Annotated in this window: 14 protein-coding genes; 5 read left to right on the top strand and 9 right to left on the bottom strand. The window is 27.7% G+C overall.

The window, feature by feature from the left end; all coding sequences use genetic code 11:
- Positions 1 to 37 precede the first annotated feature (37 nt).
- Positions 38 to 832 carry a hypothetical protein gene (locus ACYUE0_RS03870; RefSeq protein ID WP_460269553.1) on the top strand — a complete coding sequence of 265 codons (795 nt, stop codon included), beginning with the start codon at positions 38 to 40 and terminating at the stop codon, positions 830 to 832.
- Positions 833 to 985: 153 nt separating this feature from the next.
- Complete coding sequence (locus ACYUE0_RS03865; RefSeq protein WP_460269552.1) at positions 986 to 1,510, top strand: DUF4489 domain-containing protein; 525 nt, start codon at positions 986 to 988, stop codon at positions 1,508 to 1,510.
- A gap of 603 nt (positions 1,511 to 2,113) precedes the next feature.
- Here the strand turns inward: ACYUE0_RS03865 and ACYUE0_RS03860 are convergent.
- The 7 genes from ACYUE0_RS03860 to miaB form a co-directional block, all read right to left on the bottom strand.
- Positions 2,114 to 3,391, bottom strand: coding sequence for a methionine gamma-lyase family protein (locus ACYUE0_RS03860; RefSeq protein WP_460269551.1), 1,278 nt, complete (start codon positions 3,389 to 3,391; stop codon positions 2,114 to 2,116).
- Positions 3,392 to 3,552: 161 nt separating this feature from the next.
- On the bottom strand, positions 3,553 to 4,119 hold the full coding sequence (locus ACYUE0_RS03855) for a hypothetical protein (RefSeq protein WP_460269550.1): 567 nt from the start codon (positions 4,117 to 4,119) through the stop codon (positions 3,553 to 3,555).
- A 171-nt stretch (positions 4,120 to 4,290) separates the two neighbouring features.
- Entirely contained in the window at positions 4,291 to 4,563 is a 273-nt protein-coding gene (gene hfq, locus ACYUE0_RS03850) for an RNA chaperone Hfq (RefSeq protein WP_460269549.1), read from the bottom strand.
- Between the two features lie 230 nt (positions 4,564 to 4,793).
- Positions 4,794 to 5,738, bottom strand: a complete 945-nt coding sequence (miaA, locus tag ACYUE0_RS03845; protein WP_199869992.1) for a tRNA (adenosine(37)-N6)-dimethylallyltransferase MiaA — start codon at positions 5,736 to 5,738, stop codon at positions 4,794 to 4,796.
- Between the two features lie 25 nt (positions 5,739 to 5,763).
- Positions 5,764 to 7,704, bottom strand: a complete 1,941-nt coding sequence (gene mutL, locus ACYUE0_RS03840) for a DNA mismatch repair endonuclease MutL (protein WP_460269548.1) — start codon at positions 7,702 to 7,704, stop codon at positions 5,764 to 5,766.
- Between the two features lie 39 nt (positions 7,705 to 7,743).
- A complete protein-coding gene (gene mutS / locus ACYUE0_RS03835) occupies positions 7,744 to 10,410 on the bottom strand; it encodes a DNA mismatch repair protein MutS (RefSeq protein WP_460269547.1) in 2,667 nt (888 codons plus the stop codon).
- Between the two features lie 71 nt (positions 10,411 to 10,481).
- Positions 10,482 to 11,807 (bottom strand): tRNA (N6-isopentenyl adenosine(37)-C2)-methylthiotransferase MiaB, encoded by a 1,326-nt coding sequence (miaB, locus tag ACYUE0_RS03830; protein ID WP_199869989.1) that lies wholly within the window; start codon positions 11,805 to 11,807, stop codon positions 10,482 to 10,484.
- 668 nt (positions 11,808 to 12,475) lie between these two features.
- On the opposite strand from miaB, the gene ACYUE0_RS03825 reads away from it, so the two are divergent.
- From ACYUE0_RS03825 to ACYUE0_RS03815, 3 genes are read left to right on the top strand one after another with little or no spacing between them, the layout of a single operon-like run.
- Positions 12,476 to 13,705 (top strand): aminotransferase-like domain-containing protein, encoded by a 1,230-nt coding sequence (locus ACYUE0_RS03825; RefSeq protein WP_061994749.1) that lies wholly within the window; start codon positions 12,476 to 12,478, stop codon positions 13,703 to 13,705.
- A gap of 48 nt (positions 13,706 to 13,753) precedes the next feature.
- A complete protein-coding gene (locus ACYUE0_RS03820; RefSeq protein WP_010292063.1) occupies positions 13,754 to 13,942 on the top strand; it encodes a hypothetical protein in 189 nt (62 codons plus the stop codon).
- Between the two features lie 18 nt (positions 13,943 to 13,960).
- Positions 13,961 to 15,157 (top strand): pyridoxal phosphate-dependent aminotransferase, encoded by a 1,197-nt coding sequence (locus ACYUE0_RS03815; protein WP_061994750.1) that lies wholly within the window; start codon positions 13,961 to 13,963, stop codon positions 15,155 to 15,157.
- A 29-nt stretch (positions 15,158 to 15,186) separates the two neighbouring features.
- On the opposite strand, the gene ACYUE0_RS03810 is transcribed toward ACYUE0_RS03815, so the two are convergent.
- Together ACYUE0_RS03810 and ACYUE0_RS03805 are read right to left on the bottom strand one after the other, a co-directional pair.
- Positions 15,187 to 16,074 (bottom strand): GNAT family N-acetyltransferase, encoded by an 888-nt coding sequence (locus tag ACYUE0_RS03810; RefSeq protein ID WP_061994751.1) that lies wholly within the window; start codon positions 16,072 to 16,074, stop codon positions 15,187 to 15,189.
- Positions 16,075 to 16,186: 112 nt separating this feature from the next.
- The gene (locus tag ACYUE0_RS03805) at positions 16,187 to 18,103 is read right to left on the bottom strand and encodes a bifunctional 4-hydroxy-3-methylbut-2-enyl diphosphate reductase/30S ribosomal protein S1 (protein ID WP_061994752.1); all 1,917 of its coding nucleotides are present in this window, start codon (positions 18,101 to 18,103) and stop codon (positions 16,187 to 16,189) included.
- Positions 18,104 to 18,132: the final 29 nt, after the last annotated feature.

Raw genomic sequence — 18,132 nt, 5'->3', positions numbered from 1 at the left:
TTATATTTATTATATTTTTTAAAGAGGAGGAGAATGTATGTCCATTAATTTGAGCAAATTTTCACCACGTCCCGGTCTTGTAAATAAACAAGGTTGTTTGCCAGACCCTTCTGAATTAGTCTGCATTGAAGTACCTAAAATTTTTGATCAATGCTTAATAAAAAGATGTCTTGTATACTGTGCAGGTTCTGATACAAATACAACGGATTGTGAATTAAGAAGCAATCCATTAATAAATCCAAAGATATATGTTAATAGTAGAGATTTTAATTTAACATTAATTTCAGTGGAAAAAATTCCACTTATAGGGAAGCCAGGCTTTAAAAAACTAGTTATTTCTTACAAAATTTCTTTCTATTCAGATTATATTGATGCAAATGGTATGAATCAAAGTGAATTGTTTGAAATTAATAGAACAGATGTAATTGGGAAATTTTACTGCCCTGATTCTGTAGCTCAAATTTCTGCTAGCTTTATACCTGTTCACAATGCTGAAGATTTAGATTCTAATATAATAAAACTTGAAATGGTTGCTAATGCTCTAGATGGTAGATTACTAAAAGATGAGAACTGTAATGATGTTTTGGATATTACTTTAGGCTACTACATCGTTGTAAAATGTGAGCTTATTGTACAACTTCTAATTCCTACTTATGGCTACTGTCCAGTTCCAAAAGAACCATGTGAAAAAGAGCCTGAAGAAAATCCATGTGAAAGATTTGAAAAAGCTCCAATTCCTAAGTTCTATCCAGATCAAAATTTAGAGCCTTTATTCCCAGATTGTGATTGCGATTGTGATCACGATTGCCATTGCGATTGCGATGATCGATAGTATAATTAGTAAAATGACATCAACAGATTATCATCACCATTTTCCTATAATGCTTATATAATATAGGAAAAACATTAAAAATTTACTATGCAATTTAATTTGCCATTTAGTAATTTCTAATTAAATTTATCTAAATTAAAGGAGGGTTCATTTATGAATTCAATGTCAAAAAATTGTTGTAATGATAATCATAAACATTGTAATGATAACCATAATTGTTCTAAGAAAGAAAATAATCCATGCCCAACTATTATAAAATGTGGAACTCCTAGTGCAACTACAATTCCTACTGGTGCAGTAGCTGGCGCAAATTTTACAGTTAGTTCTATTACTTTAAATAATTCTTGTTTTTGTAAACCTATTACAAAACTAGAATTTGCAAGTAATCTTGTTGCTCCAGTTGCTTTCACAGGAGTTATAAACTTCCAAGTATTTAAACTTTGTAGAGGGCAGCTTACACCTGTTCCTGTTGGACCTGCATGGACATTTGAGTTAGTAGCATTAGTTTCATCACAAATATTCTCATTCTTCGTTTGTGACTGTGATTCTTGCTTTGATGATTGTTGTACCTATACTGTAGTTGCAACTGTTACTAGTGCAGTTACTGTTAATACTCTTAACATCAACAACGCAACCCTTGGAGCAATAACAACCTGTAATTCAAGTAACTGTTGCTAATAATCAAGTAAGAAGCTAATTAGTTTTTTATATCTAAAGTGGTGTAACACACAATTAGTGTGACTGGCCTCTTCAGATTCTTATGTATAAATTTAATGCAACTAATTCTTCATAGATTTATATATTTAATAATTTATTTAACTGTTTGGTGACTGTATTAAATTAGAGTTCTTAACTCAATTTGATACAGTCTATTTTAATATTTGGGTATTTTATTTATTAAGATAAAATTAGAATCTATTGCAGCTTTAATCTTTCTTACTAAATAATTTCTAGGAATTAATTAAGCCATACTATTAGATTCTATTTGTTATCTATTGTATTTATTTTTTACTGTTATAATAATTTATCACCCAAGTTATAGGGTTCCAAGTTGACTTTTAAAATTGTCCATTCCAAAATTTGGATACCTAAAATAGTGAGACATGCTCCGAATAACTTAAAATTCAACACTGTATCTTGTGTGAAAATATTTTAAAGTTATTGAATAAATTTAAATTGGAGCTTGTTTCCCTATATTTTTGCCAAAAACAAAGAGTGTCGACTTTTCGACACTCTGAAATCTATACAACAAAAATTGTAATGATTAAATTTGCTTTATTTTTACATCATTTTAGATAAAGCTATTAATATTCCTGTTTTAGCATGTTCAAAAGTTAATCCCCCTTGTAGGTATGCAATATATGGCTCTCTTATTGGTGCATCTGCTGAAAGTTCAATAGAAGATCCTTGTATGAAAGCACCAGCCGCCATAATTACTTGATCAGTATATCCAGGCATATCCCATGGTTCACATTCAACATGAGAATCTACTGGAGAACCTTTTTGAATTCCCTTACAGAATTTTATTAACTTTTCTTTGTCATTAAATTTTATTGCCTGTATTATATCGCTTCTTTCATCATTATATTTAGGTAATACTTCAAAACCTGAAAGTTCCATTATTCTTGCACAAAATATAGCTCCTTTAACTGCTTCTATAGCTATATGCGGCGCTAAAAACAATCCTTGGAATAAGCTTCTCATAACACCAAATGTAGAACCACATTCTCCACCAATTCCTGGTATTGTCAATCTATAAGCTGCTTGATTCACGTAGCTTTCTTTACCAGCTATATATCCTCCAGTAGGTGCAATTCCTCCACCTATATTTTTTATAAGAGATCCAGCTACTAAATCTGCCCCAACATCTGTCGGTTCTATAATTTGAATAAATTCTCCATAACAGTTATCAACAAAGCATATAACTTCTGGGTTTATTTCTTTTACAGCTTCAATTATAACTTTTATTTCATTTACCAATAATGAATTTCTCCAACCATAACCTGTGGATCTTTGAATATGTACAAGCTTTATACTACTATCTTCTTTAATTGTAGTTTTCATAAGTTCTATGTCAACTTTATTATTTTTTAATTCTATTTGTTTATACTTAACACCATATTCTCTAAGTGAACCTATATTTTCTTCACCACTAATTCCTATTATGTTATGTAACGTATCATAAGGTGATCCACAAACACTAAGCATAGTATCATTAGGTCTTAAGTTTCCAAATAATGCTGCTCCTATAGCATGAGTTCCATTAACAAAATGTGGTCTTACAAGTGCTGCTTCTGTATTAAATATTTTTGCATAAACCCTATCTAATGCATCTCTTCCTATATCTCCATATCCATATCCTGAAGAATTTGTAAAATGCATCTCACTAATTCTTTCTTCTTGTAGCGCACTTAAAACTTTCATCTGATTATATTCTTTTATTTCATCTAATTTTTTAAATTCATCTTTAACATCTTCTAATGCCTTTTGTGATAATTCAATTATTTCCTGATTTACATTGAAATTTTTAATTAAAAAATCTTTAGTTATGTCTAACATTATGTTCTCTCCTTATTACTTAATTAACATCATAATACTACCATAGTGAAAAATAATAATCAAATCATATAACAAAACAAAGAAAATGAGGTGTAGCCATTTAAACTCCACCTCCATACAATTTACTATAAAATTAAACATTTATGATGTAATTTTATTTTTTATTTTGATTTTTCAACTATAAAGTTAATTATTTTCTCTTTATTTCTCCATTTATTTGCTATTTTCTTAGGATCTGGTGTGTGTTTTTTCATTATTTCTTTTAATTCCTTTATATCTAATTTCGATAAGTACTCTCGTACTTTTTCTTCTCCAGCATTTTTAATTTGTTCTATAGGATTATACGACTCATCAATTTCTGTCTTTATATAATCCTCACACTCATTATTTCCATTTAAAATAATATTTAAATTTATCTCTTTTATTTTATCTGTATTTTTGTTTAAAAACTCCATAACTTCTCTTAAATCCTTTTGAGATGTATTTAAAATCTCACATTGTATTTGCTCTACAGATTCATCAAATTCAAATCCTAAATCTTCTTTTAATTCATCCTTTACATCTTCATGAATTTCTTCTTTTTCTGCTAAATTTACTTTTGAATCATTTTGTTTTTTATATTGATTTATAATTTTTTTAACATATTTTTCTTCAAACCCAAGAGATATTATTTCTTCTATACTCTTACCATCCTTAAAAGATTGCAATATTTGAGATTTCTTACTCATTTTAATTCTCTACCTCCATTAATAAGTACTAAATTGTTCTTGTTATAATATATTCATTAGCTTTTCCTATTATTAACACAAATAAAAAAACCCAGCTATTTTGCCGAGTTTTTTTAATAACTTCAATAAAATTATATTTAAATCATCAACTTAAAAATAATTCAATTAATTTTAAAATTCATGTTGAGATTCTTTAACCTCATTATTATTATTATTGTTATTATTATTGAACAGTATTGCCTTTGCAGGAGTTATTGTAGATATTGCATGTTTGTATATTAACATTTGTTTGCCTTCTGAAAATAAAACAACTGTAAAACTATCAAAACCATTTACATTTCCTTTTATTTGAAATCCATTAGTTAAATGAATTGTAACAGGAATTCTGTTCTTCCTTGCACCATTTAAAAATATATCTTGTAAATTATTTGTTGATTTACTCATTTTAAGCACCTCCATAGTTTTTAAATACCCCAATTTTCACTATTTATTATAGATAAATACTAAATGTATCCATTAGACTTTCAGTTAACAATTTACTAACTATTAACTATACATATCTACCATAGTTTTGGTTTTAATCAACAATAATGTATTCTAAAATTTAGAAAGCTTCCCTATATATTATTCTATACTATCGAGGAAAATCCTTCCTATTTTATTCTATTGTTATATTAATTATTACACAATTCTCTTTTTTTAAAATCCTTTTTTATAAATTTTACAATTTCTTCATCATTAGTAAAATTATCTTTATCAATCCACACTACTCTTTTATCTTTTCTAAACCAAGTTAGTTGTCTCTTTGCATAATTTCTACTAAATTGTTTTATCATATCCACTGCGCATTCTAGTGAAATCTCTCCATCTAAGTATAAAAGCAATTCTTTATACCCTATACCTTTCATGGATTGCATATCTTTTGTATAGCCTTTGTCTTTTAATTCCTTTACTTCATTTAAAAGTCCTTTTTCCATCATTATATCAACTCTTTTGTTTATTCTTTCATATAAATTTTCTCGGTTCATATTTAAAACATAGTAATGAACATTATAAGGTATATCATATATTTTTTGTTCTGATAAATACTTGCTCATTGTTTTCCCTGTAACTTTATACACCTCTAAAGCTCTTATAACCCTTTTTAAATCATTAGGATAAAGCTTTTTGTAACTTTCAACATCTATGTCTTTTAACATATTATGAACATAATCTTTACCTTTTTCATTAGCAACTTTCTCTAACTCTTTTCTATACTCTTCATCCTTACTTGTGTCTCCAAAACTATAATTAAATATTAATGAATTTATATAAAGTCCCGTTCCCCCTACAACCATAGGAACTTTTTCTCTTTTATAAATATCTTCTATAATATTTTCTGCATTTTCCTTAAATGCAGCAACACTAAATTCTTCATTAGGTTCTATAATATCTATCAGATAATGTCTTACTCCATCCATTTCATCTTTTGAAATTTTAGCTGAACCTATATCCATATCTTTATAAATCTGCATAGAATCACAGGAAATTATCTCCCCATTAATTTCTTTGGCAAGCTTTATAGATATCTCTGTCTTTCCGACTGCAGTAGGTCCTGCAATAATTAATAAATTTTTCATATATCTCACCCAAACCTATAATGTATTATTGTATTCTCTTAAATTTCTTTTCAATCTCTGTTAATGTCATTTTTATAGTTGTAGGTCTACCATGGGGACAAGTAAAAGGATCATCCATGTATCTTAAATCTTCTAAAAGTTTTTCCATCTCTTTTATTGTCAACTTATCATTAGCTTTTACAGCAGCCTTACATGCTAATGTTGCAATTTTATTATATTTTATATCTATAGTACTTCCAGTTCCCATGTTTTTAAGATCATCTAAAATATCATAAAATAATGTTTTAAAATCCGGTTTACCTAAAAACATTGGAACTTCTCTAATACTTATTGTATTATTGCCAAACTCTTCAATATTAAATCCAGCTTTTATAAAAACTTCCTTATTTTCTTGATAATATGGATATTCATCAAAGCTTAATTCTAATATTATAGGAGTAATTAATAATTGACTAACTACTGATAAATTTTCTATAGATTTTTTATATTTTTCAAAAAGATATTTTTCATGAGCAGCATGCTGATCTATTAAAATAAGTTCTTTATTACATTCCCCTACTACATAAGTGTTATTAAACTGTCCTATTATTCTTATAGGTGGAAATTTAGAAATTAATTCTTCTTTTAAATTTAATTCTTCTTTAATAATAGGAATACTTTTTTTTAATTTCATTTCTTCATTATATTTTACATAATTAGCATTAACAGTTTCTATCTTATCCTCAGTATTAGTTGTATAAGGACTTAAATCAGTTTCTCTTTTAAACTCCTCTTTATCCTCTTTTATCATGTAAGTTGCTATATCACTACTTTTTAAATCTACTGGTATAGTTTCAAATTTAATTTTATTTAAATCTATATTGTTTTGAAAAAAATCCTTATGTATACTTTCTTGCTTATATTCTGGTTTTGGAATTTCTTCTACTTTTTCTAACTCTTTTAAAGTAACCTCTTCATCCACTTCGAAAGATTCTCTTAAATATTCTCTTAAAGCTTCATGAACTGTATTAAATACTAATTTAAATATACTTCTTTCGTCATAGAATTTTATTTCTGCTTTAGATGGATGTACATTCGGATCAATATATTCAGGGAATATATCTAAAAACAGTACAAAAAACGGGAACTTATTCACTGTAAGAAATGATTTAAATGCATTCTCAACAGCTGCTGTTATAGTGCCGCTTTTTATAAGTCTTTTATTTACAAAAATACTTTGTCTATTTCTGCTTCCTCTACTTATTTCACTATTTCCTATATATCCATATACCGATGCTATATCATTATGACTTTCAAAAGAAATTATATTTTCACTTACTTGCTTACCATATAAAATCCTTATGGTATCTTCTATATTTTCAGTTCCATAAGTTGTTATTACATTTTTACCGTTATTAATAAGTTTAAATGACACTCCATAATTTGCGAGCGCTAGTCTTAATACTAAATCAGAAATTAAAGATGATTCTCTTTGTGGTGATTTTAAAAATTTTTGTCTCGCTGGAACATTATAAAATAAATCCTTAACCTCTATAAGTGTACCATCATTAGAAGGCGCATCTAAAAGACTCTTCTTCTCTCCACCATTTATTATTATTTCCACCCCAAAATCATCTTCTTTTGTTTTACTCTTCAATTTAACTTTTGAAACAGCAGCTATACTAGCCAATGCTTCTCCTCTAAATCCAAAACTATTTATTTTATATATATCATCAAGTTCTTTTATTTTACTTGTAGCATGTGGCATAAAAGCTTTTTCTATATCCTCTTTATATATTCCATGTCCATCATCGCTTATTCTTATAAGTTTATTACCACTATCTTCAATTTCAATTGTTATATTACCGCTATTTGCATCTATACTATTTTCAATTAATTCTTTAACAACAGAACTTGCTCTTTCTACTACTTCTCCTGCAGCTATTTTATTAGTTGTAGCTTTATCCAAAACATTTATTCTTTTCATAGATTCACCTCCTATTATCGCAGATAATAATTGAATTTTTTATAGTTTTTTTGCTTTTATAATTAATTCATTTAATTTATTTACACATTCAATTATTGTCATATTTAATAAATCAATATTTTTTATTTCTTCTATAAACTCATTATTTTCCGCTGTTTGTAAAAATCCTAATTGCTGAGCAATGGCATCTTCTTTTTTCTCTATTTTATCTATAGCAACCTCTTTACAAGGTATTTCTTCCACTTTTTCTTCCTTATATCCTTTATCACTTATCTCTAAAATTACATCTTTATCTTTTTCTTTATTATCACATTCTAATTTACATAAAATTTCTCTTGCTCTATCTATAACAATTTCCGGTATACCAGCAAGTTTTGCAACCTCTATACCATAAGATTCATCTGCTCCCCCCTCTATAATTTTTCTTAAAAAGATTATAGAGTTATCAACTTTTTTTACTGCTATAGAATAGTTTCTAACACCATCTACAATTCCCTCTAATTTTGTTAATTCATGATAATGTGTAGCAAATAAAGTTTTACATTTTATATTTGAACTTTTACAAATATACTCTATAACAGACCATGCAATACTTAAACCATCATAAGTACTAGTTCCTCTTCCTACTTCATCTAATAATATTAAGCTTTTACTTGTGGCATTTCTAAGAATATTAGAAACCTCCCACATTTCTACCATAAAAGTACTTTTCCCACCAGCTAAATCATCTGATGCTCCTATTCTTGTAAAAATTTTATCACAAATAGATATATCTGCAACTTTGGCTGGAACAAAACTTCCTATTTGAGCCATCAATGTTATTAGTGCAACTTGCCTCATATATGTAGATTTACCTGCCATATTAGGACCTGTTATTAGTAGTAGTTGATTGTCTTTAGTATCCAAATTAGTATCATTAGCTACAAACTCATTTACATCTAACATTTTCTCAACTACAGGATGTCTTCCATCCTCAATTTTTAATATTCCTTTAGTATTAATATTAGGTTTTATATATCCATTTTCTCTTGCAACTCTGGCTAAGGAACATAAACAATCTAATTCTGATATAAGTTTAGATGATATTTTCATTCTATCCACATGAGCTTCAACCATATCACGTATATCTACAAAGATTTCATATTCTAATGCCATAAGCTTATCTTCTGCACCTAATATTTTTTCTTCCATTTCCTTTAATTCTGGAGTTATAAAACGTTCTGCATTAGATAAGGTTTGTTTTCTTATATATCTACCTTCTGGTACTAAAGCTAAGTTTGCTTTGGTTATTTCTATATAATAACCAAAAACTTTATTATATCCTACTTTTAGAGACCTTATCCCAGTTTCTTCTTTTTCTGTACTTTCTAAATTAGCAATCCATTGTTTACCACAATGTTTTGAATTTCTAAAGTCATCTATCCTCTCATCAAATCCATCTTTTATTATGTTTCCTTCTTTTACAGATATAGCTGGATTATCACTTATTGACTTGTCTAGTATTTCATAAATATCTTTTAAATCATCTAATTCATTTAATACCTTTAAAAGCAAATTACTTTTAAAACTTGTTAAAACTTGTTTTATTGTAGGTATCTTCTCAATAGAATTTTTTAATGAAATAAGTTCTTTTGCATTTATACTCTTTGAACTAATTTTACCTACAAGTCTTTCTATATCATATACTTCTTTTAATGCATCTTTTAAATCTTCTTCTTTAGATATATGTTTTACAAGTTCTTCAATTGCATCCTGTCTCAAAACTATTTTTTCTTTATCTACAAGAGGTTGATCTACCCAATTTCTTAGTCTACGCCCACCCATTGCGGTGCTTGTTTTATCTAAAACCCATAATAAAGATCCTTTTTTGTTTTTATCTCTTAAACTTTCTGTTATCTCTAAGTTTCTTCTTGAGCTTCCATCTATAACTAAATAATCATTTATATTATAACTTTCAATCATGTCTATATGTGACATTTTTACCTTTTGAGTTTCTATAATATAATTTAAAAGACCATTTATTGCAGTTAACAACACTTTATTTATCTGTATATCATTCAAATTTCTAAACTGCTCTTTTATTTTAATATCTTCTATATTAAAGTACATATCATCTAAATATGATACTGAAACTTCAAACCTATCATTTATATCAAAAACTAAATCTCTAATAACACTTTTAGGTAAAACTATTTCTTTAGGATTAAATTTTGCAATTTCATCTAAAATTACTGTTTTATTATATTTAAAATCACTGCAATAAAATTCTCCTGTTGAAACATCACAAAATGATACAGCGCAATTATCTTGTAAAATAGAGATTCCCATTAAAAAATTATTTTTTCGTTCTTCTAAAAAACCACTTTCAGTGTATGTGCCAGGGGTTAATATTTTCACTACATCTCTCTTTACTATACCTTTTGCAACTGCGGGGTCCTCCACCTGTTCACAAATGGCAACTTTATATCCTTTAGTTACCAATCTACCAATGTATGATTCTGCAGAATGAAATGGTACACCACACATTGGAGCTCTTTCTTCAAGTCCACAGTCTCTTCCAGTAAGAGTTAATTCTAATTCTTTAGACACAAGTTTTGCATCTTCAAAAAACATTTCATAAAAATCTCCTAATCTAAAAAAGACTATAGCATCTTTACATTTATCTTTTACATCAAAATATTGCTTCATCATCGGCGTTAATGCCATAACTTAATCCTCCTTATTAACTTTCATTCAAACTTATAAAGTATAAAAAAAGCGACAATGTCGCTCTTTTTTTATACTTCTTCCCCAACTAATGAGAATGATTGTGCTTTTATTATTTTAACATTAACAAGTTTTCCTATATTTTCTTTATTTCCAGCAAAATTCACAAGTTTACCTGTTCTTGTTCTTCCTGCTAACTTACTGTCATCATTTTTGCTAAGTCCTTCAACTAAAACCTCAACAACCTTTTGATCGTAAGCTTTATTCTTTTTAGCAGATATTTCGTTTACAGCCTCTACAAGTCTATTGAACCTTGCTTTTTTAGCTTCTTCTGGTACTTGGTCTAACATTAAATCTGCTGGTGTTCCTTTTCTCTTAGAATATAAGAATGTAAATGCTGAATCATATTCAACTTCCTTAACTAAGCTTAATGTTTCTTCAAAATCTTCCTCTGTTTCACCTGGGAAACCAACTATTATATCAGTAGTTAACGCTACATTTGGTATTCTTTCTTTTATTTTTCTTATAAGCTCCACATATTGCTCTCTATCATAATGTCTATTCATTTTCTTTAAAATTCTAGATGAACCTGATTGAACTGGTAAGTGTATACATTCACATAACTTATCACATTCTGCTATCGCTTCTATAACTTCATCACTTAAATCTTTTGGATGAGATGTCATAAATTTTACTCTTTCTAAACCTTCTATTTTATTAATTCTTCTTAATAATTGAGCAAAGTTTATTTCTGGTTCTAATCCTTTACCATATGAGTTTACATTTTGCCCTAATAAAGTGATTTCTTTATAACCCTCTTTAACCATAGCTCTTATTTCATTTTCTATTTGCTCTGGTTGTCTGCTTCTTTCTCTTCCTCTAACATGAGGTACTATACAATATGTACAGAAATTGTTACAACCATACATTATAGTGACAAAACCTTTTATGCTACTTGCTCTATCTATAGGTTGCCCTTCGATTATATCATCTTCTTTATTCCAAACTTCAACTATTGGTCTCTCTCCACCTAATGCTCTACTTAAATATTCATTAAATTTATAAGCATTATGTGTACCTATTATAATATCAACATATGGAAACTTTTTTATTATGCCTTCTGCCATTCCTTCTTGTTGCATCATACAACCTGTTATAGCTATTACAGTTTCAGGTTTTTCTTTTTTAAGCTTTTTAAGAGCCCCTAAGTTACCTTCTACCTTTTGTTCTGCGTTTTCTCTAACACAACAAGTATTATATACTATAACATCTGCTTCTTCTTTTTTATCAGTTCTTTCATGTCCTAATGGCTTTAATCCACCAGATAATTTTTCAGAGTCCTCTTCATTCATTTGACAACCCCAAGTTTCTATAAAATATTTTAATTTTTTATTCATTCCTTCATTCTCCTTTGTAAAATTATAACCATTTTTATATTATCATAAACTTTTCCTTTTAAAATAAAAATGTGTTAATTTAAGTATCTAATTATTATCTAATTATATATAATTTAGTGACATAATTAAAGTTTTTTATCATCTATTACCAGTTATTTTTATATGTTTCAAAATTAATTTTTTTTAGAAAATTCAATTTAATTTTTTTATACTTTTTATCATGTTATTTTGTCATGTTTGTTATTTTTTTAACTATGTGAGATTATTCTAATACATCTTTTTTAAGCATTTTTCAAAAATATAAAGCCGTAATTTTTTCACTTTTTTATATTAACTATCTTTTAACTATCTTTATAATTAATAATCAAAAAAATATTTTTTCTAAGTTGTTGTAAATTTTTTTCCTTACATTTTATAATATACTTTCATATCATTTAATATATTTTTATAAATTATTTTAGTTTTTATAAATTTTTTTAAAGAATTTTTCCTTAATTTATAAATTAAGCATAATTATGTTTTATTAATATATACATAATTATAAAAGAATAACCGCTTGAAAAAAATAATATTTGATATATAATTAAATTATAATAGAATATTTGGAATTTTTATAAAGTTTTTTATATTTTTTAAATTCAGGCTTTTTATTTATTGGGGGGTGCATTATGAATTTAAATTTTTCCGACAGAATGTCTAATATTAAGGCTTCTGAAATAAGAGAACTTTTAAAATTAACAGAACAACCTGAAATAATTTCATTTGCAGGTGGACTTCCTGCTCCAGAATTATTTCCAAAAGAAAAAATTGGGGAAGTAGCTAAAGAAGTATTATTTAACGAAGGCGCTTTTGCTCTTCAGTATACTACAACAGAAGGTTTTGCTCCACTTAGGAAAATAATAGTTGAGGAAAGAATGGCTCCATCTGGAGTTAAATGTGACATATCTAATATTATGCTAACAAATGGTTCCCAACAAGGTTTAGAGTTTTCCGCAAAGCTTTTTGTAAATAAAGGCGATGTAATAATTTGTGAAAGCCCTAGCTATCTTGGTGCGATAAATGCTTTTAAAGCCTATGAACCTAAATTCATTGAAATATCAATGGATAAAGATGGTATGATCATAGAAGAACTTGAAAAAGCTATAAAGGAAAATGACAATGTAAAAATGATTTACACTATTCCTGATTTTCAAAATCCAAGTGGTATAACCATGTCTTTAGATCGAAGAAAACGTTTAGCTGCTTTGGCTGCAAAATATGAAATACCTGTTATAGAGGATAGTCCTTATGGTGAATTAAGGTATGATAACGAAAAATTACCTGCGGTAAAAGCATTTGATGAAAGTGGCTTTGTAATTAACCTTGGCACATTCTCAAAAACATTCTGTCCTGGTTTAAGACTTGGATGGGTAGTTGCAGATACTAAAATTCTTCAAAAATATATATTAATTAAGCAAGGTGCAGATTTACAATGTAATACTTTGAGCCAAGTTATAGCTGCAAGGTATATGGAGAAGTATAGTCTTGATGAACATATTGCTTCACTTATAAAAGTTTATAAAAAACGTAGAGACTTAATGATTGACAGTATGAAAACTTATTTTCCAAAAGAAGTTAAGTTTACAATACCTGAAGGTGGTCTATTTACTTGGGTTGAGCTTAGAGAAGATTTAGATGCAAAAGCTATAATGGAAGATGCTTTAAAAGAAAAAGTAGCATACGTTCCTGGTGGATCTTTCTTCCCTAATGGTGGTAAGAAAAACTTTTTCAGACTTAACTACTCTAATATGAATGAAGAAAAAATAGTTGAAGGCATAAAACGTCTTGGAAGTGTTCTAGATAAATATTATTGTAATTGTAACTCATTTGAGGAAACAGCTGCAGTTAAGGAAGACTAATAATAACTCCTCCTTTTGGGAATAATATGAACAAAAGGAGGAATTTTTGTGAAAAATGTAAAAAATTCAAACAACAATAGTTCTACATTAACAAATATGTGCTATAATGGTATCGTTGACAGAAGTTATTTTAGTGGTAAGTTTAGAAACACATCTGTTTTTGATGTAAAAACTTACGCTAACTCTTTTACTGATATTGTTGATAATAATTTAACTGATCAAAATAATCTTTTTTAAAATTGGAGGATTAAATTAATGAGATTTTCAAATCGTATTCAAAAAATGAATTATTCATCAATCCGTAAATTAGTACCTTATGCTACAGAAGCTAAAAAAAGAGGAATTCATGTTTACCACCTTAATATTGGTCAACCTGATATCGAAACTCCTAGTACTTTCATTGAAGCTGTTAAAGAGTTTAATGAACCTGTTTTAAAATATGCACAATCTCAAGGATTGGATAATACAATAAATAGTTTCAGAAAATATTATAAAGAATGGGATATAGACTTTGATTATGATGAACTATTAATAACTGCTGGAGGCTCAGAAGCTATATCTTTAGCTTTCATGGCTATAGCTGATGTTGGTGATGAAATAATAATTCCGGAACCATTTTATGCTAACTACAATGGATTTGCTCAAGTAACAGGGGTTAATGTTGTACCATTCTTAACGACTGCTGAAAATGGATTTCACTTACCTAAAAAAGAGGAAATAGTGAAAAAAATTAATAATAAAACTAAAGCAATTATGATTTCAAACCCAGGAAATCCAACTGGTGTTGTATATACTAAAGAAGAAATCAGAATGCTTGCTGATATAGCGAAAGAAAACGATATCTATCTTATCTCTGATGAAGTGTATAGAGAATTTGTTTATGGTGATGATAAATATACATCTGCACTTTATATGGAAGATGCTTTAGATAGAGTTATATTAATAGATAGTATTTCTAAACGTTATAGTGCTTGTGGTGCTAGAATTGGTTTAGTTGCTTCTAAAAATAAAGATCTTATAAAACAAATCTTAAAGATTTGCCAAGCAAGACTTTGTGTTCCAACTATAGAACAACTAGCTGCTGCTAATCTAATTAATACTCCTAAAGAGTATTTTGATAAGGTTAAAAAGGAATATGAAAAAAGAAGAAATGTAATGTATGAAAAGCTTTGTAAGATTCCTAATATAGTATGTGAAAAACCAAATGGAGCTTTTTATATTATGGCTAAATTACCAATAGATGATGGTGAAAAATTCACAAAATTCATGCTTTGCGACTTTAATCATAATGGTAAAACAGTTATGGTTGCTCCAGCTGAAGGTTTTTACTCAACTGCTGGACTAGGTAAAAATGAAGTAAGACTTTCTTATTGTTTAAACTGTGATGATATTTCAAATGCAATGGACATCCTTGCACTAGGTATCGAAGAATATAATAAGCTTAATAAATAATTATATGAAAAGAGATAATTTGTCTTTAATCAAATTATCTCTTTTTCTTTATTAGTCTTTGTAAAACCTAACATCTTATATTTTGATATAATTTCAAATTCATGTTTTTTATATATCGTTAAAGCTGCAATATTCTTCTCATTACATTTCAAAAAAATATCTTTATATCCCATACTTATAGCTATATTTATAAGCTTTCTTAATATAAAACTACTGTATGCTTTTCCCCGAAATTCTGGAATTACTCCTAAATTAACAATATATAAATTTTCATATTCTTTTATCAGTTGCCCATATCCAATAGCTTCATCTTCATGCATTAAAAAATAAGAGGCATTTTCTATATAATATTCTTGATTTTCTTCAAAAACTATATCACAAATTTCAATATCAGCTCTGCCTTTTGCTTTAAAAATTTTATTTTGTATATCTTTTCTTAACTCTTCATCTTTTCCCTTTTCAAATAATTTTAATTGAAGATTATCTTCTAAAGAAATATTATATTCTTGTAAAATTTCCTTTTTCATTTCATATAATAATTCAAATTTTTTAAAACCCAGTCTTTCTAACATAATCAATTCCTCTTGTTCAAAGGTTCCTTCTATTTCAAAATAAGCACCTACTGGAAACTTATTAAAAAAACCAGTATATAATTTAATATCATAATTATTTTCAAGAATTATTCTATTTATCTTATAACTTTTAAACTCATATCTGGTAACCCACATATATCCTATATATTTTTCATTTTCTTTTAAAAGCAAAATATTTTTATAACGAAAAAGCTTCATTATAAAGGGAAGATTTTCATATTCATCTAAAAATTTATGCTGTAATTTAGTAAATTCATAATCTTTATTTACTAATCGTCTAAAATTTTTTAAATTTATTAAATTTAAGAATTCGTACCTATACATAATTATTTATGATGCCTCTTTCAAAAATTAATAATACTCTATAAAACTATATTATTAATTAAACTATAATTATATGCAAATAAAATACATGGCAAAAGCCATGCATCTTATACTACATTTCATCTACTGCTTTAATACTTAAAGAAATTCTTTTCTTTTCCTCATCTGCTTCTAAAATTACAGCTTTGACTTCTTCACCAATTTCTAAAACTGAACTTGGTCTGTCTACTTTAGCTTGACTTATTTGTGAAATGTGAACTAAACCATCTACACCTGGCTCTAATTCAACAAAGGCACCAAAATCTGCAAATCTAACAACTTTTCCAAGCACAACATTTCCTGTTGGATATTTTTCATTTACTCTTGACCAAGGATTTTCTTGTAATTTTTTTAAGCTTAATGCAAGTTTCTTATTTTCTTTATCTACATCTAAAACATATACTTTTATAGTTTCTCCAATTTTAACAACATCTTTAGGACTTGAAACTTTATTCCAAGACATCTCTGATATATGAAGTAATCCATCTACTCCACCAACTTCTACAAATGCACCAAATGTTGATAGTCTTCTTACTGTTCCTTCTATTACTGTATCTTTTTCTAAATTGTTCCAAGTTTCTACTTCTTGCATATCTTTTTCTTGTTGAAGTAACGCTCTTCTTGATGCTACCATTTTCTTGATAACTCTTCCACGCTTTTCAAATTCTATTAATTTAACTGTAACTTCATTACCTTTAAACGATGCTAAATCATTAACTCTTGAAAGTGAAAGATGTGATGCTGGTATAAATACTTTTATTCCTTTATATGTAGCTATAACTCCACCTTTTACAACTTCTACAATTTTAACGTTTATTTGCTCGTTATTATTGTATATTTCTTCTAATTCTTTTTGAACGCCTTCTCTTTCGATTTCAGTTTTTGAAACAACTATATATCCATCATTGTTCTTAACTCTTATTATTTTAGCTTCTATTTCATCGCCTACATTTAATATTTCATCTAATTTAGCGTCTTCATCTCTAGTAACTTCATTTTTTGGAAGATAGCCTTCATTTTTAGCTCCACGTATTGTTAAGTAAGCTTCATTTTCATTAACTTTAAAGATTTCTCCTTTAACTATTCCACCTACTCTTATTTCCATATCTGTATTCATATACTCTTCATACTCTAACATTTCGTTTTCATTAACTTCATTTTTCATTTTTAACATAGCCTCCTTGATTATCCAGTCTGGTGTTGACGCCCCAGCTGTGATGCCAATCCTATTTATATTGTTATAAAAATCCTGTGGTATTTCACTGGCATTTTCTACATGTATTGTGTTTTCACAATTTTTCTTACATATCTCATAAAGTTTAGTTGTATTAGAGCTATTATATCCACCAATTACAACCATAGCTTCTACTTTTTTAGATATATCTTCTGCTGATTTTTGTCTTACTTCTGTAGCATTACAAATAGTATTTAATGCTATTATTTCTTTACAATTTGATACGACTTTTTCTAAAACTTTTTTCCAATTAGACTGCTTCTCTGTGGTTTGTGATACTACACATATTTTTCTTGGAAGATTTTCTAGTAAATCCTCACCTTTAGATATTATTGCAGTATTATCACACCATCCATTAATACCTATAACCTCTGGATGATTTTTATCCCCCACAATTAGTATTCCATATCCTAGTTCAAAATATTTTCTTACTTCCATCTGTATTTTAGTAACATATGGACAAGTAGCGTCTACTACAGTTAATTTTTTTGATTTTAAATTTTCCAACACATCTTTTGACACTCCATGTGATCTTATTATTATTATGTCTTCTTCATTTAAAGTGTCTACTTGATCAATATCTATATGATATATATTGTTTTCTTTCAATAAATTTACTACATCATTATTATGTATTAATGGTCCAAGCGTATATATGTTTTTTGCGTATTCTTTTTTTTTATTTAGCGCTGTATCAACAGCTCTTTTCACACCAAAACAAAACCCCGCTTTATCCGCTAAAAATATCTCTTTCATAGCCCACCACCTTAATGTAGGTTTCCTAC

It is taken from the genome of Clostridium sp. CTA-19 (assembly GCF_054767855.1).
The sequence above is the reverse complement of the archived record's forward strand: the minus strand, read 5'-3'. Positions and strand labels throughout refer to the sequence as shown.

Coding starts and splice junctions, on each gene's coding strand:
- ACYUE0_RS03870 (WP_460269553.1), top strand. CDS start 38: ATGTCCATTAATTTGAGCAAATTTTCACCACGTCCCGGTCTTGTAAAT.
- ACYUE0_RS03865 (WP_460269552.1), top strand. CDS start 986: ATGAATTCAATGTCAAAAAATTGTTGTAATGATAATCATAAACATTGT.
- ACYUE0_RS03860 (WP_460269551.1), bottom strand. CDS start 3,391: ATGTTAGACATAACTAAAGATTTTTTAATTAAAAATTTCAATGTAAAT.
- ACYUE0_RS03855 (WP_460269550.1), bottom strand. CDS start 4,119: ATGAGTAAGAAATCTCAAATATTGCAATCTTTTAAGGATGGTAAGAGT.
- hfq (WP_460269549.1), bottom strand. CDS start 4,563: ATGAGTAAATCAACAAATAATTTACAAGATATATTTTTAAATGGTGCA.
- miaA (WP_199869992.1), bottom strand. CDS start 5,738: ATGAAAAATTTATTAATTATTGCAGGACCTACTGCAGTCGGAAAGACA.
- mutL (WP_460269548.1), bottom strand. CDS start 7,704: ATGAAAAGAATAAATGTTTTGGATAAAGCTACAACTAATAAAATAGCT.
- mutS (WP_460269547.1), bottom strand. CDS start 10,410: ATGGCATTAACGCCGATGATGAAGCAATATTTTGATGTAAAAGATAAA.
- miaB (WP_199869989.1), bottom strand. CDS start 11,807: ATGAATAAAAAATTAAAATATTTTATAGAAACTTGGGGTTGTCAAATG.
- ACYUE0_RS03825 (WP_061994749.1), top strand. CDS start 12,476: ATGAATTTAAATTTTTCCGACAGAATGTCTAATATTAAGGCTTCTGAA.
- ACYUE0_RS03815 (WP_061994750.1), top strand. CDS start 13,961: ATGAGATTTTCAAATCGTATTCAAAAAATGAATTATTCATCAATCCGT.
- ACYUE0_RS03810 (WP_061994751.1), bottom strand. CDS start 16,074: ATGTATAGGTACGAATTCTTAAATTTAATAAATTTAAAAAATTTTAGA.
- ACYUE0_RS03805 (WP_061994752.1), bottom strand. CDS start 18,103: ATGAAAGAGATATTTTTAGCGGATAAAGCGGGGTTTTGTTTTGGTGTG.